This is a genomic window from Aquabacterium commune (assembly GCF_004362855.1).
GTDB lineage: Bacteria > Pseudomonadota > Gammaproteobacteria > Burkholderiales > Burkholderiaceae_C > Aquabacterium > Aquabacterium commune.
Genome location: NZ_SNXW01000008.1, coordinates 89,844 through 111,995, shown reverse-complemented (window position 1 = coordinate 111,995; position 22,152 = coordinate 89,844). Strand labels below are relative to the sequence as shown.

8 protein-coding genes are annotated in these 22,152 nt (G+C 70.0%); 6 read left to right on the top strand and 2 right to left on the bottom strand.

The genetic code is table 11. From position 1 onward, the window contains the following. Window positions 1-2: 2 nt before the first annotated feature. The gene (locus EV672_RS13925; protein ID WP_133610245.1) at window positions 3-14,072 is read right to left on the bottom strand and encodes a leukotoxin LktA family filamentous adhesin; all 14,070 of its coding nucleotides are present in this window, start codon (window positions 14,070-14,072) and stop codon (window positions 3-5) included. Window positions 14,073-14,325: 253 nt separating this feature from the next. On the opposite strand from EV672_RS13925, the gene EV672_RS13920 reads away from it, so the two are divergent. From EV672_RS13920 to EV672_RS13905, 4 genes are all read left to right on the top strand, one after another. Then, complete coding sequence (locus tag EV672_RS13920) at window positions 14,326-15,222, top strand: hydroxypyruvate isomerase family protein (protein WP_243738697.1); 897 nt, start codon at window positions 14,326-14,328, stop codon at window positions 15,220-15,222. Next, window positions 15,212-16,090: an alpha/beta hydrolase gene (locus EV672_RS13915; protein ID WP_133610243.1), complete on the top strand. Its 879-nt coding sequence runs from the start codon at window positions 15,212-15,214 to the stop codon at window positions 16,088-16,090. The genes EV672_RS13920 and EV672_RS13915 overlap by 11 nt, the downstream gene beginning before the upstream one ends. Before the next feature lie 63 nt (window positions 16,091-16,153). Next, on the top strand, window positions 16,154-16,711 hold the full coding sequence (locus EV672_RS13910; RefSeq protein ID WP_133610241.1) for a YaeQ family protein: 558 nt from the start codon (window positions 16,154-16,156) through the stop codon (window positions 16,709-16,711). A gap of 283 nt (window positions 16,712-16,994) precedes the next feature. After that, complete coding sequence (locus EV672_RS13905) at window positions 16,995-18,557, top strand: methyl-accepting chemotaxis protein (protein WP_133610239.1); 1,563 nt, start codon at window positions 16,995-16,997, stop codon at window positions 18,555-18,557. A 134-nt stretch (window positions 18,558-18,691) separates the two neighbouring features. On the opposite strand, the gene EV672_RS13900 is transcribed toward EV672_RS13905, so the two are convergent. After that, window positions 18,692-19,894 (bottom strand): amino acid aminotransferase, encoded by a 1,203-nt coding sequence (locus tag EV672_RS13900; RefSeq protein WP_133610237.1) that lies wholly within the window; start codon window positions 19,892-19,894, stop codon window positions 18,692-18,694. Window positions 19,895-20,028: 134 nt separating this feature from the next. On the opposite strand from EV672_RS13900, the gene EV672_RS13895 reads away from it, so the two are divergent. After that, a complete protein-coding gene (locus tag EV672_RS13895) occupies window positions 20,029-21,147 on the top strand; it encodes an S-(hydroxymethyl)glutathione dehydrogenase/class III alcohol dehydrogenase (protein ID WP_133610235.1) in 1,119 nt (372 codons plus the stop codon). Window positions 21,148-21,160: 13 nt separating this feature from the next. After that, on the top strand, window positions 21,161-22,036 hold the full coding sequence (gene fghA, locus EV672_RS13890; RefSeq protein ID WP_133610233.1) for an S-formylglutathione hydrolase: 876 nt from the start codon (window positions 21,161-21,163) through the stop codon (window positions 22,034-22,036). Window positions 22,037-22,152 lie beyond the last annotated feature (116 nt).

Here is a 22,152-nt window from a genome sequence, read left to right as displayed (position 1 = left end):
CCTCACTGACCGGCGGCCGGGGCCGGCAGGGGCAGGCCCAGGGCGGCACATTCGCGCTCGTGGCCTTGACAGTCGAAGAGGTCAGCGCCGATCTGCAGCAGGCCCGCGGCGGGCGCCAGGTTGCTCTGCACGCCGCGCGCCAGCGCCAGGCCACGCGCACCGGTCTGGTCGCTCTGGGCGTTGAGGTCGCTGCCCGTCTGCGTCTGGCCGGTGGTCACGCCGCTCGGGTTGCTGAAGATGACCTTCTCGGGGTTGCCCGTCAGCACGTAGGCGCCGATCAAGGCGGCCTGCGGCGTGACGATGAGGTCGTAGCGGCCGTCCAGCGTGAAGCCGCGCACGTCGAAGCCGGTCTGGCCGCGGCGGTCGGCGGCGTCGATGCGGATGCTGTACCAGGGCGTGAAGAAGCGCGCCACGTCCAGGAGCAGGCCTTGCTGGACCGTCAGCGGGCCGTTGGTGGTCGTGGTGGTCTGCTCGGCGTTGAGCAGGCTGAAGGTGCTGCCTTGCTGCGCATCGAGGTCGAGCACCACGCTGCGTGCGGGCTGGCCGGCCACGGCCGGGGCGCCACTGACCGACAGCGTCAAAGGCTGGTCGCCCGCGCTGACCTGCGCGCGGATGTCCTGCGCTTGCAGGGTCACGTCGGGGCTGGCGATGCGCATTGCGGCAGCGTCATCCCCTATGCCATTGGCCGCGCTCACGCGCACGACCGGCGCCGTCACCTGGGGCGTGCTGCCCGGTGCGGCCACCACATCGCCCTGACCGGCCACGCCGGCGCTCAGCTCGGCCGACTCGCGGGCCTCGATGCGGCCCAGGCTGTCGAAGATCAGGTCGTTGTCCGAGGCCAGGCGGACCCTGCCAGCCTGTACGCGGCCTGCCACAGTGAGGTCACCGCTGAGGGCGTCGAAGCCGAAGTCGCCGAGGGTGGTGACGTTGCCCAGGCGGCTGCTGCCGCCCATGCCGGCCAGGAAGACGCCGCCGGGCGCCGTGGCGTTCAGCGTGCCATTGGTGCCGGTGCTGACCTCCAGCGCGCCCGCCACGCCACCTGGGGCGCCGATGGTGGTGCCGGCCGAGAGGTCGATCAGGCGGGCCTGGACGTCGAGCAGGCGGTCGAAGCCCGCGTCGAGGATGGCGCCCGGTGCGCTCAGGGTCGCGCCCTGCTGGGCATAGACGGTGTTGATGCGCATGTCGCCGCTCAGCTCACCGATGAAGAGGCTCTGGCGCGCGCGGGCCGTGAGCGTGCCGCCGTCGGCGATGTCCACCCACAGGGGCTTGGCCGCCGAGCCGATGCTGCCCTGGCCGGCTTCCAGCACCAGGCGCTGGGCCGTGATGGCGGCCGTGCCATCGGGTGCGCCATTGCTCAGGCCGGCGCCGCTCTTGATGCGGACTTCGCCCGGCGTGCGCACCTGCGCGATGCTCAGGTCGCTTTCGCTGCCGATCAGCACAGTGCCGTTGGCCTGCGCCGTCAGCGCGCCGCTGGCCTCGACGTCGAAGTCCTTCTTGACGGCGATGCGCACCTCGGTGGGCGTGAGCGTGATGTCCTGCTTCTCGGCGGTCAGCAAGGCCAGCTTCTGCTCCTTGGTGAGCGTCACGCCGTTGAGGTTGCGCGGCACGATGACGCCATTGGGGAAGGCCGGATCGACGTCCTCGCCGATGGTGCCGGCCACCGTGAAGCGCAGGTTGCGGCCCACGACGTTGGCGTCCTCGATGCGGGTTTCGGTGTCGGCCACGGGGCGGAACAAACCGGCCCCGAGGGCGTTGCCCAGTTGCGCGTCCGTCCAGCTGCTGCCATCGCGCAGGGCGGTGCGCTCGGCGTCGGACACGGTGTGGGCGAAGTTGGCGTTGTAGGGCTGGCTGCCGAAGCGGGCGTTGGCCGCGAAGTAGGCGTCGGTCTGTGTCTGCTCGAAGCGGGCCACGTCGGCGTCCGTCCAGCCGTTGGCCTGCTTCAAGGCCGTGGCCTGTGCCGTGCTCAGGGTGTAGCGGAAGTTCGGGTTGAACGCGTCGGCGGTGGACTGGCCGTTGCCCAGATCACGCACATTGCGCAGCTGCCAGTAGCGCTGGTACTCGTTGGTGACGCGGCGCTCTTCGTTGCGCACCGTCTGGTCGGCGCTGTCGCTGGCGCCCTGGCCGCGCAGGCGCATGTCGTCCCACAAGGCCAGCAGCTCGGTGGTGGACTTGGTGTCTTCGACGTCCACGTCGTTGGCATCGATCAGGCTGCCGGTGGGCACGTTGAGCACCACGTCACCAGCGCGCGAACGCACCTGCTGCACGCGCAGGTCGCCGCTGACCTCGGTGACCTGGATGTCGCCGGCGGCCTCGGCCGAGAGCACACCCGTCACCCCGTTCACGCTGGTGTCGATGCGCAGGGGCGAAGCCGCCGTGCCCAGCGTGCCGGTGCGGCTCACCAGGCGCACGTCGGTGCCTTGCAGCACGACGTTGGGGTCGGTGGTCAGCAGGTGGCGGTCGGCGGTGAGCTTGAGCGCACCGGCCGTGGCCTGGGCCGCCGCCACGCGCAGGTCGCCATCGGTTTCCTCGATGGCCACGCCGTCGCGGGCCAGCGCCGTCAGGCTGCCATTGACCAGGCCGCGGGTGGCGTCGGCGTCGGTCAGGTTGATGCGCACCGGCGCGGTGGCCGAGCCGATGGCGCCACTCTGCGCGCTGAGCCTCAGGTTCTGCGCCACGATGACCGCCTGGTCCGACAGGCTGGCGATGCCCTTGGGCGCGGTGATGGTGGTGTCGCCCGTCAGGCCGCGCACCATGCCGTTGAGCAGCACCTTGCCCTGCGTGGAGGCGACATCGACTTTGGCCGTGTCATGGCCGGTGAAGCTCACCTTGATGTTGTTGGAGGCGTTCAGGCTGTGCTGGAAGTACTCCTGCACGGTCCACTTGAAGTCGGTGCCTTGCGTCAGCTGCTTGTAGATGGCCACGTCGCAGAAACCGACGCAGCTTTCGGAAATCTTGTACGTGTCGCCGGCCTGCACCTTGGCGCCGGTGACCTGGGTGTAGTCCATCTTGTAGGCCGCGTTGCCGCCGCCCACGGACAGCCAATCGCCCGTCAGGCGCGCCGTGTACACCGGTGTGCCGGGGATGACGTTGTCGGGGTTATCGTAGTCGGGGAAGAACGAGTCCACGCCGAACAGCACCTTCTTCGTGTAGATGCGCTGCTCCGTCCAGCTCTGCGTGCGGCCGTTGATCCAGTTGAAGCGGCGGTTGGCCACCGGGTCGTAGCCCGACGTTCGGCCGTTGGACTCGGACACCAGGTAGGTGGGCCGGCCATTGGCGTCCACCGTGCGGCTGTCGTGGGTCTGCACGACGTTGCCCAGGCGGGTGATTTCGGTCACCAGCGCCTTGCCCGTCTTGCCGAAGCCGCTGTCGTCCACCTGGCCATTGGCCAGCACGCGCTTGGCCGTGTCGGTGATGCGGATCAGGCCTTCGACGCCCTGCCCCGCATCGAGGCGGTTGATGGCGAGGTCGTAGGTGGTGGTGTTCTGCACGTCGATGCGGCCATAGCCGTCCAGCACGCGCAGCTCACCGTTGCCGGTCGAGAAGATGTTGCCGTAGAGCTCCATGTGGCCGCCGCCGATGCGCACATTGGCCAGCTCCAGGCGTTCGTTGGCCACGTCGTAGCGGACCTGGATGCCCTCGCTGCCCGGCTCGGGGTTGTTGAGGTCCACGTAGCGGTCGGCCTCGGCGTGGGTGGCCTGGTACTTGGCGCGGGCCTGGGCGATGGCCGCGTTCTGGGCCGCCACCAGGGTGTTGTCGATGACGATGCGGCGGTCGGCCACACCGGCCTGGATCAGGCCGTTGATGTTGAGCTTCTCGCCACTGATATAGACGTTGTTGCCCGCGATGGTGCTGCTGCACACGCCGTTGCTGCAGGTGCGCGCCAGCGTGGAGGTGGTGTAGTCACCGCTGCCGCTGTCGGTGGCATCGCTGCCATTGAGCGCCATGGCCGCATCTTCGCGGTCATCGGGGAGGCTGCCCAGCTGCGAGATGGGGTTGCCGCCCTGGTGGGTGAATCCGGGGGTGTAGGTCTTGATGAAGTCGCCGCCGGTGGCGATGTTGACCGTCTCGGCGTCGATGTTGCCCGAGGAGCGGATGGTGCCGTGGCTCTTGGCTTCGGCCAGGCCATCGAGGTTGCTGATGTCGCCGCGCAACCAGAGCTGGGCCGGCGAGCCGGTGGCCGTGTCGGTGCTGTTGGTGTTGCGCACGCTGATGACCGGGCGCGGACTGGTGGCCGCGCTTTGCACCTGCAGGGCCGCGCCGCTGCCGCGGGCGTTCTTGGCGTTGACCTGGGCGGCCGAGTTCACGCTGGCGCCATTGAACAGCACCTGGCCACCGTCGTCGGTCGGGATGGTCAGCGTGGACGTCGTCATGAAGCGCGTGGACTGGTTGACGATGTCGATGCGCACATCGCCCGGGGCGATCAGTTGGCCGCTGGCCGCGCCCGTGAGGTTGCGACCGGTGATGTTGACGTTGCCCGTGGTGGCCAGCACCGGACCGACGTCCAGGAAACCAACCTGGGTGTTGGCGCCCAGCGCCGCGAGCTGCGCCTCCAGGATGCGGGCGTCGTTGTCCAGCGCGTTGGCCACGTCGGTGGCGTTGGCGTCACCGATGTAGTTGTTGGCCGAGTTGCGCACCGCCGTGGCCTTGGCGCGCAAGGCGTTGATTTCGGCGCTCAGTTCGGTGGTGAGGTTGACGTTGTCGCGCAGGGTGTAGCTGACGTTCTGCGATTTGCTGACCGAGCCATCGGCCCCGAAAGTCAGGTACTGCAGGTGCCAGATGCCGGCCTCGACCTTGCCGTCCACCTTGACGCCGGACGGCGGGGTCAAGGCGCTGCGGGCGTTGTCCCAGGTGCTGCCGCCCTGGATCTTCAGCGCCGAGGTGTCGGCCCCGAAGAAGCTGCCGATGGCCGAGAGGATTTCGCGGTACGCGTCGGTGCCTTCGCCAAAGCCGCGCGTGGTGTGGCGGCCTTCTTCGGCGTTGAGGTAAACGCTGCGCACCGAGCGCACCTGGGCGCCGGCCGCCACATCGATCGTGTTGGTCTGGACGACCTGGGCGTGGGCATCGGGGTCGGTCTCGATGGGCACGGCCGTGCGGTTCCACAAACGGGTGTCGGCATCGGCGTTGAGCACGTTGGCGGCGCTGCGGTCGGTGCCGGCCATCAGGTGGACGTCGCGCTCGGCCTCGATGAGGGCGCCGCCGGCCACGTTGACCTGGTTGTCTGCCCCGATGTCGGACAAGGTCTTGCCTTGCGCGGCACCGGCCACGCCGTAGGTCTTGGCGCGGGCCTCGGTGAACACCTCGGACACGGTGCGCGAGGACAGGTTGATCTCGCCGTCGCTGGTCAGCGTCGCGTTGGCGCCCACGCTCACCTTGCCTTCGTTGACGTCGTTGCGGATCTCGGACTCGCTGCGTGCCACCGCGATGGCGCCACCGGAATCCAGGCGCACGCTGTCATGCGCGTGGACCTCGTTGAAGGCCGAGACATCGAAGCTGCCCCAGGCCGTGCCGACCACGTTGACGCTCAGTCGGGCGTTGTCGCCCAGGGTGACGATGGCGTGGTTGCGGATCAGGCTCTCGCTGCGCGCGGCCGCGCCATTGAGCAGACCGCCCGAGGCCGAATCGACGTTGTAGCCACTGGCCAGCGCGGCCTTGACGATGTGGTTGGCCGCTTGCACCTGCAGCGCCTTGGCGTCGATGGCGAAGCCCTTGCCCACGTTGACGCGGGTGTCGGTGTTCACCTCGTTGTGGGCGCGGGCACCGGAGTAGCCCACGACCGAGGCCGAGGTCGAGTCGGCGGTGGCGTTGAACTGGGTGCTTTGGTCGGCGCCCAGGGTCAGGCTGGCCGCCCGGGCCGTGCCCGTGGTGCCGCCCACGCCATCGAGCGTGCCCAGGTTCGCGGTGGTGGTCGCGTTCGCGTAGGTCTCGGCCTTGGAGGCCACCAGGGTGCCCAGGCCGCCCGCGCCCGCGGTGGTGTTCGCGCGCAAGCTGTCTGACCCGGTGGCTTGCACCACCAGCGCCTTGTTGGCTTCCAGGGTCACGTTGTCGCCGGCACCGGCGGTCGTGGTGGTGGTCGTGCGGCTGGTGGCGCGGTTGCTGCCGCCGGCCAGCAAGCCGGCCGCGTACACGCCGGAGGCGTCGGTGTCGGTGGACGTCGTGCTGTGGGCCGTGATGCGCAGGTCGTCGGTGGTCTTGACGGTGCTGCCATCGCCGAGCGCGGCCTGCGTGCGGGTGCGCACGAGGGCATCGGCCGCGGTGGCACCGGCGCCAAGCAGCAGGCCGCCCGCGGCCCCGGTGGCGTCGGCCGTGGCCGTGTTGGCACCGCTGCGCGGCAGGGTGGTCGCACTCAGGTTGAAGCTGCCGGCCTGCACGTTCACGCCCGTGCCGGTGGAGGCCAGGGCCGCGCCGGTGGCTTCCGATTTGGCCAGTGACACGCCGATCGATACGCCGGCGCTGACGGCCACGCCGAGGGCCTGGCTGCGCGTGACGGGGTCGATGTCGGCGCGCACCTGCGTCAGGCCGCCGGTGGTGGTGACCTGGACGTTCTGGCCCAGGGTGGCGCTGGCGCTGGCCTTGTCGGTGGCCTGCGCGTCGGCGCCCGCGCCACTGACGATGCCGCCCGCCGCGGCGGTCGCCTGGGCCGATGTGGTGGTGCTGCTGCGGCCGTGCACGTCCAGCGACTTGGCCGTGATCACGGCACGGTCACCCACCTGCGCGGTGGCCGAAGCCGCCTCGTTGGCGTGCGCGACGGCAGCGCCGATGCCGCCCAGACCGACCGCGGCGCCGAGCGCCTCGGCCTTCAGGCTGTGCGTGTTGCCCGCCAGGATGGTGACGTCGCCGCTCGGGTTGGCCGCGTCGCCCGCCACGCTGCCCAGCGCGGTGAGGTGCGCGTCGGGCGCGACCTCGGCGAGGGTGCGGCTGGTCTTGTCCAGCAAGCTCACGGAAGCGCCCAGGCCGACCAGGCCGCCGCCACCGGCATAGGTGGTCAGCGCCGAGGTGCGGGCCTGGCCATCGGTGGCCTGCACCAGCACGCGGCGCGCGGCCGTGATGCTGCCGGCCACGGAGGCGCGGGTGTCGTCGTCGATGCGGGCGATGGCCACGCCACCGCCCAGCGACACCCCGCCCGACACGGCCACGCCCGCGGCGGTGGCCTTCACATCGGTCTGGGTGTGCGCCAGCACGGCCACATCGCGGCCGGCGTTCAGCGTCGCGCCGGTGCCCACACTGGCCACGGCGCTGGTGCCCACGGGCACGGTGTTGAAGTCATTCGTCAGGGCAACGCTGCTGCGCGCCGTGTTGACGCGCTGCGTGCTGGCCGAGGTGCCGCCCGCGTCCGAACTGGCCTGGCCGCCGGTCAGGTTGCCCGACGCGAGGCTGCCCGCGTCAGCGATCGAACCCGACAGCTCGGACTGCGCCCCGCTGTCGGCGCGGCCGCCCACGCCGATGTAGGACACCGCCCCGGAGATGCCGAAGGTGGCGCCGCCCGCAGCGGCCACGGTCAGCGAGGCCACGTCGCGCTCGGTGCCCGCGTCCACGCGGATGTCACCGCCTGCGCGCAGCTGTGCGCCCGCGCCCACGGTGGCCGAGGTGCCGGACTTCAGCAGCGTGACATCGGCCGTGGCGCCCACGCCGCCGCCGCCCACGCCCACTGCCAGCGCGCCGAGTTTGTTGTCCACGCCGATGCGCTCGCTGGCCTGCACCACCACGTCCTGGCTGCTCAGGCCGGTGGCCGTGTTCTGGTTGATGCGGGTGCTGCCGCCGACGGCCGCGTCCGTCTGGCCCTTGAGCACGGTGACCGCCACCGTGCCTGCGATGCCCACCGCGCCCGCGGCGGTGCCGGTCGCGGCGTTGACCGTGACGTCCTGCACCGCATCGGCGGCCACCGTGGTCGTGCCATTGGCATCGATGACGGTGTTGCCCGAGGTGGCCGCGCGCGTCTGCTGCTCGGCCACGGTGACAACCACCGACGCGCCCACGCCCGCCGCGCCCGCCGCGCTCAAGCCCCCCACGAGGTGCTCGGCCTTCAGCTCGGAGCCCGCATTGATGGCGGCGTTGCGGCCGGCCTTCAGCGTGGCGCCTTCGGCCAGGGCCTGGGTTTGCATCTGGGCCAGCAACACCGTGCCCGACAGATTCAGCGAGGCGACACCGCCGCCGCTGGCGCCCACCACCACCTGCTGCGTGCCGATGGTGTGGCGCGCGGCCACAGCCACATCACGTTGTGCCGACACGCTGGCGTTGTTCACCTGCGCCTTCGTGGCGTGCGAGAGCACCGTGGTGTCCGCCGCACCGCCCACGCCGGCCGTGCCACCCACGGCCAGGCCACCGGCCCCCGCGATGACGGCGTCGTGGTGGTAAGCGCCCACGCGGGCGTCCTGGTTGGCGCTCGCGCCGGTGGCATCGCCCGGGGTGGACTGCACCGCCGCCTGGGTCGTCACCTGCGCGGTCGTGCTGCCGCCCAGCAGGTTGACCGACACCGTCGCGGCCACGCCGACCTCGCCCCCACCGGCCACGTTGGCCAGCATCGTCTCGACCTGGCTGGTCGAAGACGCCACCACCGCGGTGCCGCGCACATCGTCCTTCAGCTGGTGGTTGTTCAGCTTGTCGCGCAGGCCGCTGGTCGCGCTCAGCTGGCCGTTGTCCACGCTTTGCGTGCCGCCTTGCGCCAGGGCATTGACCTGGGTGCCACTGCCCGTGACCTCGGCCGTCGTCTGGTTGTGCAGGTCGTTGATGGCGATGGCGCCGCCACCGCCCACCGTGCCACCCAGGGCCACCGTGCCCGCTTGCGAGAAGATGCGGTCGTCGGCCTGTGCCGTCACGGCCACGTTGTGGTCGGCGCGCACCTGGGCGGCGCCGTTCACGCTGGCGCGGGTCTCACCGCCCACGTCGTTGATGGCGATGGAACCCGCAAAGCCCGCTGTGCCGCCACCCGAGCCGGCCGCAGCCCAGACCTCCACCGCGCCGTCGCGCGCAGCGTCCACGCGCACCGAGCCATGGCGGGCCGTCAGGCTGCCGCCTTGCACCTCGGCCAGCACCGTGCCGGTGATGTGGTTGTAGGAGCCCGAGGCGCCCACCGCCGCCGTGCCACCACCCGAGAGGGCCCCGGTGGCCGCGAAGATGCGCGCCCGCTCGGACGCCGCGATGACCACGCCACCGCCCTGGCTGGTGACCGCGCTGCCCTGGCTGCGCGCGCCCAGCGTCGTGCCGATGTCGTTGAGGGCCAGCGAACCCGACACGCCCACCTTGGCCGCCGCGCCGCCGCCCATGGCGTAGGTTTCGATGTCGGCATCGTGCGTGGCCGAGACCCCGACCGCGCCCGTGGTGTCCACCGTGGCGCTGCGCAGGCTGGCCTGCACGCCCGAGGTGATCTTGTTCCACGCGAAGCTCACGCCAAAGGCCGCCTTGCCCGTGCTCAGGCCCAGGGCGCCGACGATGGCGTTGATGTCGGAGGTGTCCGAAGCGCTCACGCTCAGCGACGCCGCATCGATGCCCGCGGCCGTCTTGCGGCCTTCCACCTGGGCCGAGGTCTGCGTGCCGATCTGGTTGATGGCGACCGCCGCTGCCCCGGCCATCTGCCCCGTGCTGGCGCCCAGCGAGGCCGCGATGGTGTCGATGCCGCCGGTGCTCTGGGCGTCCACCAGCACCGCGCCGGCGGTGTTCACGTCGCTGTTGCGCACGAAGGCTGCGATCTGGTTGTCGATGTGGTTCCAGCCGAAGGACAGGCCGATGCCCGCCTTGCCACCGAAGGCCAGCGCCCCCGCCACCGAGCGGATGGCCGCGCTGTCACGCGCCGACAGGCTCAGGCGGCTCAGGCCCGACAGGTCGCTGCCCTGGATGTAGGCCTGCGTCCAATGCGCCAATTCGTTGATGGAGACCGAGCCCGCCACGCCCAGCTTGCCGCGGCTGGCCTGCACCGAGGCCGACAAGGACTTGATCTCGCCCTCGCTGAGGGCCTCCACCGCCATGGCGCCACTGCTGGCGATGCGCGCGCCATCGACGTAGGCCGCTGTGCTGCCATCCAGCGTGTTGTAGGCCACCGAGCCCGCCAGGCCGTTGCCGTTGGACTGCGTGGAAATGGTCACCGCGCCAGCCAGCGCGTTGATGGCCAGGTCGTTGTGCGCGCGCACCGTCACGTCGGTGGCCTGGTTGACCTGTGCGCCATCGCTGATGGCCGCCGTGGTGTTCGCCGTCACGTCGTTGTAGGCCGCGTCGCCCGACACCGCGATGCCGAACTTGCCCGTGCCCGCGCCGCTGCTGCCCGACTGCGTGCTCGAATCGCCCGCGGACGGGGCCTCTGTCTGGGACTTGCTGTTGGTGGCCAGCGCACCGGCCACCGAGTAGGCGCCGACCTCCGTCACCGCGTCGGCCTTGACGTTCAGCGCACCGGCACTGTTCACGAAGCCATTGGCGCCCGCGGCGTCGCGGCCCGCCAAGTCCACATTGCCGATGCGCGCCGTGGTGTCGGTGTCCACCTGGTTGACGGTCACGGCAAAGCCGATGCCCACCGAGCCCTTGGTCGCGACCACGCCGCCGGCCACGGCGATGTCGCGCAGCGAGGCGTCGGCCTGCACCGTCACCGGGCCGCCCGAGCGCACCTTGGCGTCGTCGTCGATGCCGGCCAGCGTGCTCTGCTGGAGGATGTCCACGGTGACCGCGCCCTCGATGCCCACGGCATCGGACGAACCGCCCGCTTCGGCCACGGTCACGATTTGCGCGGTCTGCTCGGCCTTCACCGTCACGCTCTGGGCGGCGCGCACATCGGCGCCACCGCGGATGGTGGCCGAGGCCGTGCTGTCGATGTCCACCACATCGGCCGAGCCGCCGATGGCCGCCTTGCCACCCGTGGTGCCCAGCACCTTCTTGCCCGCGATGCCCACGGCGTGCACCGTGTTGACCTCGTTTTGCGCGTGCACCGTGACGGTCTGCTCAGGCAGGCTCTGCGCGCCCGGCGCGTGGGCCGTGGTGTTGACCTGGGCGCCCTCGTCGATGAAGGCCTGCGCGTTGTTGTCCAGGTTGAAGACGGTCACGGCCGCGGCCGCACCCACGCCGCTCTTGCCACTGGCCGAGTTGATGCCGAAGGTCGTGAAGACCAGGTCCAGCACGTTGGACTGCAGGTGGTTGAGGATGGCGTCCGGCGAGTTCCAGTTGATCTGCCAGGGGTAGGGCACGAGGGTCCGCGCATCGACCTTCAGCGCGCCCTTGGCATCGACCGTGGCGCCCTTGCCGATCCAGGCCTGTGCGTCGTTGGAGAAATTGGCCAGGGCCACGGCGCCGCCGATGGCCGTGCCGGTGGAGCTCGTCTTGGCGCCCACGCTGGCGCTGGGGCGGTCCTGGATGGACGCCGTCACATCGAGGCCCGCGGCCGATTGCACCTTGGCCCCATCGGCGATGCTGGCCTTGGCCGTGTTGCCCGAGTCGCTGTAGGTCACCGCGCCGGAGAGGTTGAACTTGCCCTCTTTGATGCCCGGGAACATGAAGTTGGCGATCTTGTCGCCCGTGGCGCCCGACAGCTTGCCCGTGGCGCCCAGCACGCCGCTCACCACATTGCGCTGGATGCCGGCGGTGAAGTTGGTGATCTGGGCCGAGATGCTGCTGGGGTCGCCCAGCGTGGAGGCGTCGGCCGCCGTCGTGTTCTGGGTGATGGCGATGCTGGCATCGACCCGGGTGGCGCCGCCCGTGCTGGCCGCATCGCCGCCGAGCTTGGCCGTCACATCGTTCTTCGATGTGTTGACCGCCACCGCGATGCCCAAGCCGCTGCCGCCCTGGTTGGCCGCCGTACCCGACACCGCGATGTCCGTCTTGTTGGCCGCACTCACCTCGATGCTGTTGCCGCGGATGCGCGTGCCAGCGCCCGTCTCAGCCGTGGTGGTGGCGCTGTTGTCGGCGCGCACGAACACCGCGTCGATGGGCTTGTTGGTGGTGGTGATGGTCGCCGAGACATCGACGGTCACGTCAGTGCTGGCCTGAACCTTCGCCGCGCCGCCCGCCGTCAACTGGCTGGTGCCCTGCACCTGGGTGGTGGCCGCGGCGGTGGACTCGCCCCAAGCTGCCGACAGCACCAGCAGGCCGGAGAAGGTCGGCTGGGACACCGAGGTCGCCTCGCTGTGCACCGTCAGGTCGCCCGTGGAGGTGACCTGGGTGGCGCCGTCGATGCGCGTGGTGGCTTGGGACGTGGACAGCGACACCAGCGGCACGCTGCTGAAATCGAAGATCTGGTCATTGAGCGTCTTGAGCAAGGCGCTGTCCGACGGCAACCAGCTCTGGTCCAGCAGCTTGGCCGCCGTGCCCAGCACGTCGAGCTTGAACGAGGTGCTGGCCACCGCATCGACCTTGACGCTCTTGCCCTGGATGACCGTGCCCACGGCCGGCTGGCCACCCGCCGCGGGCGCATCGCCGATCAGGGTTTCGGCCAGCGCGTTCTTGTCGAAGCCGGCACGGGCCGCGGCCTGGCTCTGGATGGTGACGTCGCCCGAGCCGATGATGCGGCTGCCCAGCACCTCGGTGCGCGCCGTGGCCTTGGTCGTGATGGCCAGGAACTCGCCGCCGGGGCCATCGGAGAGGTTGTCGAGCTCGTTGTTGACGAAGGTCTGCGCCTCGGCCAGCGTGGTCTGGGGCGACTGCGACAGCAGCGTGGCGATGGCCGAGGTGTCGGCCTCGGCGCTGATGAAGATGTCGCCGCCGCGCAGCGTGGCGCGGTCGATGCGGATGCTGGCGTCGGCCGTGCGCGTGGCACCGATGGCGTTGACCTGGCTGGCCTTCAGCGTGAGCTTGCCGGCCTTGTACGGACCCGTGGCCTGGGCCAGCAGCTTGGCGCCGCGCTGGATGTCGATGTGCGAAGCCAGCAGGCTCAGGTCGCCCGAGTCGCCTGTCGAAGCTGCCGTTTCGTGGTCGGTGGTGGCGTCGTTCGGGTTGGCCACCTTGCGGGTGGACAGCACCACATCTTCCTTGACCGTGATGCTGTTGTTGGCCACCAGGGTGTAGCTGCCGCCGTCGGTGAAGATGCTGCTGGCCAGCACCTCGATGTCATTGGGGTCGATCAGCACGCTGCCCGCACGGCCGGCCTTGGCGCCCACGTCGAAGCGCCCGCCGCCCAGGCTGACGGTTTGCACCGCGCTGAACTCGATGTGCCCGCCATCGCCCTCGGTGTCGGCACCGCGCGCCGACACCACGCCGCCCTGCAGCAAGCGCGCCGAGCCATCGGCCCACACGTGCACGCTGCCACCTTGGGCCGTCTCACCCGTGCCCGCGCCATCGGCCGACACGCGACCGGCCACATCGACATCGCCCGAGGCCACGATGCGCACCGTGTCGCCCTCGAGGAAGCTCACGCCGCCTTCCTGGATGCCATCCACGTTGACCAGTTGCCCGAAGGCCACGCGCACGGCGCCGCCGGCCTGCACCTGCCCGCCCGCGGCCACCTCGACCCGGCCCGCGGCCAGCAAGGCACCGTCCACGGCGCGCACCTGGCCCTTGACACTGATCAGGCCCGAAGCCGACAGCGGCACCCGGCCCGCCAGGGCCTCGGCCAGCGCGGCGTCGCCGATGCGGCCCTGGCCGTCCATCAGGCGGTCCATGTAGGCCTGCGTGGGCGTGGCCAGCATCAGGCTGCCCACGTTGATCTGGCCGCCGGCACCCACCACGATGCCCTGCGGGTTGAAGAAGAACACATTGCCGCCGATGCGGCCGTCCTTGTAGGCGTTGAGCACGCCGTCGATTTGCGACTGCGGGCCGTTGACCAGGTTCAGCAGGTTGGCCGCGCCCTGCGGCACATGCAGGTTGACCGTCTGGCCACCATAGACGCTGAACTGCGAGAAGCTGTTGAAGCCGTTGACGCCCTTGACGGTCTGCGTCGTCACGTCGATCACCGCCGGACTGCCGCCCACCGGCGTCACCGCCGTCTGGGTGCGCCCGTCGGTCACGATGCCCGGGCCGGCCGCCTGCGCCACGCCACCCGTCAGCAGCCCCAGGCCCGCCGAGAAGCCGCCCAGCGCCATCCAGCCCGAGGCGTTCAGCGAAGCGCAACGGCGCAAGATGGCCAGGTACTGGCGGCGGACGAGGGTGATGGCACCGTGGCTCATGGGGAACTCCTGCACAGAGAACGCCCGGCCGCTCGCGTGGCCTTGTCTCCCTGCTGTGTTTTGCTGCGTCTTGCAGTGTCTGGAATCGGGGCGCGGACTTGCATGCGCGTTTTGCAGTCTTGTCCGCCTTACAAAAAATCACAATCCCCTACATCGTGTGACTGGATTTGCCATGGGCCAAAAGGATGAGGCGCCGCAACAAACCCTCTGATTTGGGTGCTAGGCTGACGGCCGTTGCCCCGACGCCGACACCGTGAACGCCTCGCCCCCTCAAGCCGCCTCATCCGCTTCACCCGCCTTGCGCTTCGCGGCCAACCTGTCCTGGCTCTACACCGACCTGCCCTTCCTGGACCGCTTTGCCGCGGCCTCCCGGGACGGCTTCGCCGGCGTGGAGTGCCTGTTCCCGCACGAGCACCCGCTGGCCGAGGTCCAGGCCCGCCTGCGCGACACGGGCCTGAGCCTGGTGCTCTTCAACGCCGAGCCCGGCCACTGGGCCGCGGGCGAACGCGGCCTGGCCAGCCTGGACGGCCGCGAGTCGGATTTCCGCCACAGCGTCCTGTCGGCCCTGGACCGCGCCTGCGCTCTCGGCGACAGCCGTGGCCGTCCCCTCGTCCACGTGATGGCCGGCCTGTGCACCGCGCCCGCAGGCAGTGCCGCGCACCAGGCCGCCTGGGAGCGCTTCGAGCAGCGCATGGCCTGGGCGGCCGGGCAAGCCCAGGCCCACGGCATCACCCTGACCATGGAGCCCATCAACCCGCGCGACATGCCCGGCTACCTGCTGACGCGCCAGGACGAGGCCCACGGCATCGTCCAGCGCATCGGCTCGGCGCATCTGCGCGTGCAGATGGACCTCTACCATTGCCAGATCGTGGAAGGCGACGTCACCACGCGCCTGCGACGCTGGCTGCCCACCGGCCAGATCGGCCACCTGCAGATCGCAGGCGTGCCCGACCGCAACGAGCCCGACCGGGGCGAGCTGCACCACCCCTGGCTCTTCGCCGAACTGCAGCGCCTGGGCTGGTCCGGCTGGATCGGCTGCGAATACCGCCCGCGCGCTGCCCCCCGACCCGACGCCCCCGGCGCTGCGACCACGCAGGGCCTGGGCTGGCGCCCGCATCCACATGAAAGGAGTACACATCATGCTGGTTGACTTCCCCGAGACCGTCCGCACGCGCGACGGCCTGGACCTGTTCCTGCGCCACTGGCCCCTGGCCGGCGCGCGCCCCGCGCCCTGCGTTGCCGTCCTCGTCCACGGCCTGGGCGAACACAGCGGCCGCTACGAACACGTGGCCGCCAGCCTCAACCAGCAAGGCTGGGCCGTCGTGGGCTGCGACCACCGCGGCCACGGCCGCTCGCCCGGCAAGCGTGGCGTGCTGCACGACAACGACGACTTCCTGCACGACCTCGCCGCCGTCATCGACGCCACCCGCGCGGCCTACCCCGACCGCCCGCTGCTGCTGGTCGGCCACAGCCTGGGCGGCGCCATCGCCGCGCGCTTCGTGGCCGCCCTGGCCCGCCCGTTGGAAGATGCCGCCAGCGCGCCCTGGTCGCGCCCGGTGACGGCACTGGTGCTGTCCTCGCCGGCCCTGGCCATCCCCATGAGCGCGGTGCAAAAAGCCTTGCTGGCCACCGTGGGCAAGCTCACGCCCGACATCGCGGTCTCCAACGGCCTCAAGCCCGAGTGGATCTGCCACAACCCCGCCACCGTCGCGGCCTACCTGGCCGACCCGCTGGTGCACGACCGCGTCAGCGGCCGCCTCAGCACCTGGCTGCTGCAAGCCGGCGAAACGGTGCGCCAGCGCGCCCCCGGCTGGCTCACGCCCACCCTGATCATGTGGGGCGGCGAAGACCGCTGCGTGCTGCCGCAAGGCTCGGCCGATTTCGCCGCCGCGGCACCGGCCCAGCTCGTCACCAGCCACCCCTGGCCGCAGCTCTCCCACGAGATCTTCAACGAGGCCGAGCAGGCCCAGGTGCTGGCCGTGATGAGCGACTGGCTCAATCGCGTGTTCGGGGGCTGAGCGGGGGCCGACACGGTTTTGGAGGATGATGTCGGGTTTCCCGCCGAGCACCCCAGACCCACCATGGCCATCAAAGCCACCATCCACAAAGCCCAGCTGCAGCTGGCCGACATGGACCGCAACGTCTATGCCGACATCGCCGTGACCATCGCGCGCCACCCGTCCGAGAACGACGAGCGCATGATGGTCCGCGTGCTGGCCCTGGCCCTGGGCTGGCCCGCCGACACCTCGCAAGGCACGCTCGAGTTCGCCAAGGACATGTGGGAGCCCGACGAGCCCGCGCTGTGGCACAAGAACTTCTCCGACGAAATCATGCACTGGGTGGAAGTCGGCCAGCCCGACGACAAACGCCTGATGAAGGCCTCGGGCCGCGCCCGCCGCGTCTCGCTCTTCGCCTTCCAGAGCAGCACGCCGGTGTGGTGGAGCGGCATCGCCACCAAGCTCACGCGCGCCAACAACCTGCACATCTGGCAGATCCCGCACGAGCAAAGCCAGGCCCTGGCCAAGCTGGCGCAGCGCACGATGCAACTGCAAATCACCGTGCAGGACGGCACCGTGTGGGTCAACGACGGCAGCGAATCGCTGGAGATCACGCCGCAGCGCCTGATGGGCGAGGACTGAGCCCGGGCAGGTCGGCACACAGCTCGGCACACGGGTCGGCACATTCCCCGACAGGCATCAGGGAGATGCGCCGGCCGCACAGCCCATTTCGCCTGATGGGCATCGGGGCGCCTGAACAGAATGCATGCACCGGGACACGCCACACGGCGCCGCCCCGGCAGCCGCCTCGGGAGCGGCGTGTCCGGCCACGATGGAATCGACACGCCACCCATCCCGCCGGGCGAACCGGTGAGCCCTTGCGGGCACGAGGCAACGTCCATCCTGTCGATTGGTGCCTCCTCCCATGCTGTTCTGGTTCAGACAATTCAACGTGGCCACCCGCCTGCGCCTGCTGGCCGGCCTGTCCGCCCTCGGTGTGCTCGGCGTGGCCGTCGGCCTGCTGTGGGCCGCCTACGGTCAAAAGCTCGAAGACCGCCGCACCGCCGTGCGCCAGACCGTCGAAGTCGCGCACGCCTTGCTGAAATGGGCGCACGAGCAACAAACCAGCGGCAAGCTCAGTGCCGATGCCGCGCGCCAGCAGGCCCTGTCCGCCCTGGACCGCCTGCGCTACGGCCACAACGAGTACTTCTGGGTCAATGACATGGCGGGCGTGATGGTCCACCACCCCATCAAGCCGCAGCTCAACGGCAAGAACCTCAGCGACATGAAGGACCCGAACGGCACCTACCTGTTCCGCGCCTTCACCGACATGGCCCGCACCCGCGGCGAAGGCTTCGTCACCTACCAGTGGCCCAAGCCCGGCCACGAGGCGCCGGTGGACAAGGTCTCCTACGTCAAGGCCTTCGCGCCCTGGGGCTGGGTGCTGGGCTCGGGCCTGTACATCGACGACCTGCAGGTCGCCTTCCGCCAGCAGATGGTGGGCAGCGTGGCCGCCGTGCTCGTGGCCGCCCTGCTGCTGTGGGGCCTGGTGGAGCTGACCGCGCGCCAGCTCAGCCATGGCGTCAACGAGGCCGTGGCCCGCGCAGAAGCCATCGCCCAAGGCGACATCGCTCAGGGCCAGGCACCGCACCCGCTGGCCGATGGCGGCGACGAAATCGCCCGGCTGCTGCGGGCCATGCGCGACATGAGCCGCCAGTTGGGCGACACCCTGGGCCAGGTGCGCGACAGCGTGGGCCACGTGGCCGAAGCCAGCCAGCAGATCGCCACCGGCAACCAGGACCTCAACCACCGCACCGAGCAAGCCGCGGCCCGCCTGCAGCACACCGCCTCGTCCATGGAAGAGTTCAGCAGCACGGTGCAGCACAACGCCGCCTCGTCCTCATCGGCGCAAGACATGGCCGCCGAAGCCGCCAGCCAGGCCCGCCGCGGCGGCGAGGTGGTGTCCCAGGTGGTGCACACCATGGAGGCCATCCACGCCAGCGCCCGCAAGATCACCGACATCATCACCGTGATCGATGGCATCGCTTTCCAGACCAACATCCTGGCCCTGAACGCCGCCGTCGAAGCCGCGCGTGCCGGCGAACAAGGCCGCGGCTTTGCGGTGGTGGCGGGCGAGGTGCGCACCCTGGCGCAACGCTCGGCCAACGCCGCCAAGGAAATCAAGAGCCTCATCCAGGCCTCGACCGAGCACGTCGAATCGGGCGCCGCCCTGGTGCACGACGCCGGTCAGAACATGGCGGCCATCGTGGGCTCGGTGGACCGGGTGGCCGGCCTGATCCAGCAGATCGCGCACGCCACGCAAGAACAGAACCAGGGCGTGGGCACCATCCACCACGCCGTCACCGAACTCGACCAGATGACGCAGCAGAACGCGGCCCTGGTGGAGCAATCGGCTGCCGCAGCAAGCAGCCTCAAGGACCAGGCTCAGGCCCTGGCCACCGTGGTGGGCCGCTTCCGCGTGGGCTGAACCCCCGCGCGCGGCTCACCCCGCATCGTTGTCAAGCGTCACCCCCACCGTCGTGGTCGCCAGCGGTGGGGCGAAGCGCTTGGGCAGCCGTGCTTAGGTCACCGTGCTTGGGTCACCGTGCTTGTCGAGATGCCTCACAGCACCGCCGCAAACGCCGCGGCCACGCGGTCCACGTTGTCGGCATTGAGGCCCGCAGCGCACATGCGGCCTGAGCGGAGCACGTACACGCCATGCTGCTCGCGCAGGGCATCGGCCTGCTCGGGGCTCACGCCGGTGTAGCTGAACATGCCACGCTGGTCGATGAAGTAGCGCACGTCCTTGGCCGGCGAGCGGTCGGCGATGCGCGCGACCACGCCGTCGTAGAGCCGCTGCCGCATCAGCTGGATGCGTTGGCGCATGGCCGTGAGTTCGTCGGCCCAGCGCTGGCGCAGCTCAGGTGACTGCAGCACGCGCGACACCAGCAGCGCGCCGTGCGTGGGCGGGCTGGAGTAGTTGCGGCGCACCGTGGACATCATCTGGCCCAGCACCAGCTCGGCTTGGCGCCGGTCGGGGCAGACCACGCTGAGGCCGCCCACACGCTCGCCGTACAGCGAGAAGCTTTTGGAGAACGAGTTGGCCACGAAGAAGCTCACGCCCGCATCGGCCAGGGCGCGCAGTGCGAAGGCGTCTTCGTCGATGCCGTCGCCAAAGCCCTGGTAGGCGATGTCGAGGAAGGGCAGCAGCTGGCGCGCCTTGACGACCTCGACCAGCTGCGTCCACTGCGCGGCGCTCAGGTCCACGCCCGTGGGGTTGTGGCAGCAGGCGTGCAGCAGCACGATGCTCTGTGCCGGCAGCGCCGCGATGGCGGCCAGCATGGCGTCGAACTTCAGGCCCTTGGTGGCCGCGTCGTAGTACGGGTAGGTGTTGACCTGCAAGCCCGCCCCTTCGAAGATGGCGCGGTGGTTGTCCCAGGTCGGGTCACTCACCCACACCTGCGAGGCGGGGAAGTAACGCTTGATGAAATCGGCGCCCACCTTCAGCGCGCCCGAGCCGCCCAGGGTCTGGACGGTGGCGATGCGCCCGGCCTGCACGGCCTCGTGCTGCGCGCCGAACAGCAGTGCCTGCACGGCCTGGCGGTAACCGGCATGGCCCACCATCGGCAAGTAGGGCTTGGGGCCGATGTTCGACAACAGCGCCGACTCGGCCTCGCGCACGGCGGCCATCACGGGCAGGCGGCCGGCGTCGTCGAAGTAGATGCCAATGGACAGGTTGATCTTGTCCGCGCGCGGGTCTTTCTGGAAATCCTCGTTGAGCGTGAGGATGGGGTCGCCGGGGTAGGCGTCAACGTGCTGGAACATGGCAGTGGGCTCGGAGTGAACGCAGAGCAACGATTATCTGCTCGCCCGCAAGACGGGCATGCCCCCCAGCTTTGCGCGCGACATCGAATCTGGGTATGGTGTCGGCCAACGCTGATCCAACAAGGAGTTCCCCCATGCAAACCCGCGCAGCCGTGGCCTGGAAAGCAGGCGCCCCGCTCACCATCGAAACCGTGGACCTGGCAGGCCCCCGCGCCGGCGAAGTGCTGGTCGAGGTCAAGGCCACCGGCATCTGCCACACCGATTACTACACGCTGTCAGGCGCCGACCCGGAAGGCCTCTTTCCCGCCATCCTGGGCCACGAAGGCGCCGGGGTGGTGGTCGATGTCGGCCCGGGCGTGACGAGTTTGCGCCGTGGCGACCACGTCATCCCGCTCTACACGCCGGAATGCCGCGAGTGCAAGTTCTGCCTGAGCCGCAAAACCAACCTGTGCCAGAAAATCCGCAGCACGCAAGGCAAGGGCCTGATGCCGGATGGCACCTCGCGTTTTTCGCTCAACGGTGAGCCGCTGCTGCACTACATGGGCACCTCCACCTTCGCCAACCACATCGTGGTGCCCGAGATCGCGCTGGCCAAGGTGCGCCCCGACGCCCCCTTCGAGACCATCTGCTACATCGGCTGCGGCGTGACCACGGGCGTGGGCGCCGTGCTGTTCACGGCCAAGGTGGAGGCCGGCGCCAACGTGGTCGTCTTCGGCCTGGGCGGCATCGGCCTGAACGTGATCCAGGGCGCCAAGATGGTGGGCGCGGACAAGATCATCGGTGTCGATTTGAACCCCGAGCGCGAGGCCATGGCCCGCCAGTTCGGCATGACGCACTTCCTCAACCCGAAGGACATCGAAGCCGCCGGCGGCAACATCGTGGACGCCATCGTGCAGCTGACCGACGGCGGCGCCGACTACAGCTTCGAGTGCATCGGCAACACCAAGGTCATGCGCCAGGCGCTGGAGTGCACGCACAAGGGCTGGGGCCGCAGCATCATCATCGGCGTGGCCGAGGCGGGTGCGGAAATCAGCACGCGCCCCTTCCAGTTGGTGACGGGCCGCAAGTGGGAGGGCTCGGCCTTCGGCGGCGCGCGTGGTCGCACCGACGTGCCCAAGATCGTGGACTGGTACATGGACGGCAAGATCGAGATCGACAGCCTGATCACGCACAAGCTCAAGCTGGAGCAGATCAACGAGGGCTTCGATTTGATGAAGCGCGGCGAATCGATCCGCTCCGTCGTCGTCTTCTGAACGGGGACGTCGCATGAGCACGCTGGAGTTGTTGAGCGAGCACGCCTGCTTCGGCGGTGTTCAGCGTTTCTACCGCCATGCCTCGGCGGCCATCGGCTTGCCGATGCAGTTCGGGGTGTACCTGCCGCCGCAAGCGCTGGCTGCAGATGGCATGCCAGGCGCCAAGGTGCCTGTGCTGTTCTACCTGGCCGGGCTGACCTGCAACGAGGAAACGTTTGCCATCAAGGCCGGGGCGCAGCAGCACGCGGCGCGCCTGGGCCTGGCCATCGTGACGCCGGACACCAGCCCGCGCGGCACCGACTTCCCCAAGCAAAGCGACCACTGGGACTTCGGCGTGGCCGCAGGCTTCTACCTCGACGCCACCGAAGCGCCCTGGTCGGCGCACTGGCGCATGGAGAGCTACATCACGCAGGAGCTGCACGCACTCGTCGGCCAGCACCTGCCGGTGGACACATCGCGCGCGGGCATCTTCGGCCATTCGATGGGCGGGCACGGCGCGCTGACCTTGGCGCTGCGCCACCCGGGGCAGTACCGGACGGTGTCGGCGTTTGCGCCGATCGCCAACCCCGTGAACTGCCCGTGGGGCGAGAAGGCCTTCAGCGGCTACCTGGGCGTGTCGCGGCACACCTGGGGCGAGCACGATGCCACCGAGCTGATGTCGCAGCACCCGATGCCGCCGTACCCGCAGGGCATCCTGATCGACCAGGGGCTGGCGGACAAGTTCTTGCCGAACCAGTTGCACCCCGAGGCCTTCGAGGCGGCGTGCGCGGCCCTGGGCCAGCCGCTGACGCTGCGCCGGCATGCCGGCTACGACCACGGGTATTACTTCATCCAGAGCTTCGTGGGCGAGCACTTGGCGCACCATGCGGCGGGGTTGGCTTTGGCTTGAGCGCTGGGGTGTTTGTGCGCTCGGGCGCTTGTGCCATGAGGCGCTCGGGCTGAGTGCGGGGTTGAGTGGCTGCTTGGCAGCGAAAGCAGACTGCCATGGCACCGCGCCGAATGGCC

Bases quoted from the DNA above. Each gene is read 5' to 3' on its own strand.
- EV672_RS13895 (WP_133610235.1), top strand. From the start codon at position 20,029: ATGCAAACCCGCGCAGCCGTGGCCTGGAAAGCAGGCGCCCCGCTCACC.
- EV672_RS13910 (WP_133610241.1), top strand. From the start codon at position 16,154: ATGGCCATCAAAGCCACCATCCACAAAGCCCAGCTGCAGCTGGCCGAC.
- EV672_RS13915 (WP_133610243.1), top strand. From the start codon at position 15,212: ATGCTGGTTGACTTCCCCGAGACCGTCCGCACGCGCGACGGCCTGGAC.
- EV672_RS13905 (WP_133610239.1), top strand. From the start codon at position 16,995: ATGCTGTTCTGGTTCAGACAATTCAACGTGGCCACCCGCCTGCGCCTG.
- EV672_RS13900 (WP_133610237.1), bottom strand. From the start codon at position 19,894: ATGTTCCAGCACGTTGACGCCTACCCCGGCGACCCCATCCTCACGCTC.
- fghA (WP_133610233.1), top strand. From the start codon at position 21,161: ATGAGCACGCTGGAGTTGTTGAGCGAGCACGCCTGCTTCGGCGGTGTT.
- EV672_RS13925 (WP_133610245.1), bottom strand. From the start codon at position 14,072: ATGAGCCACGGTGCCATCACCCTCGTCCGCCGCCAGTACCTGGCCATC.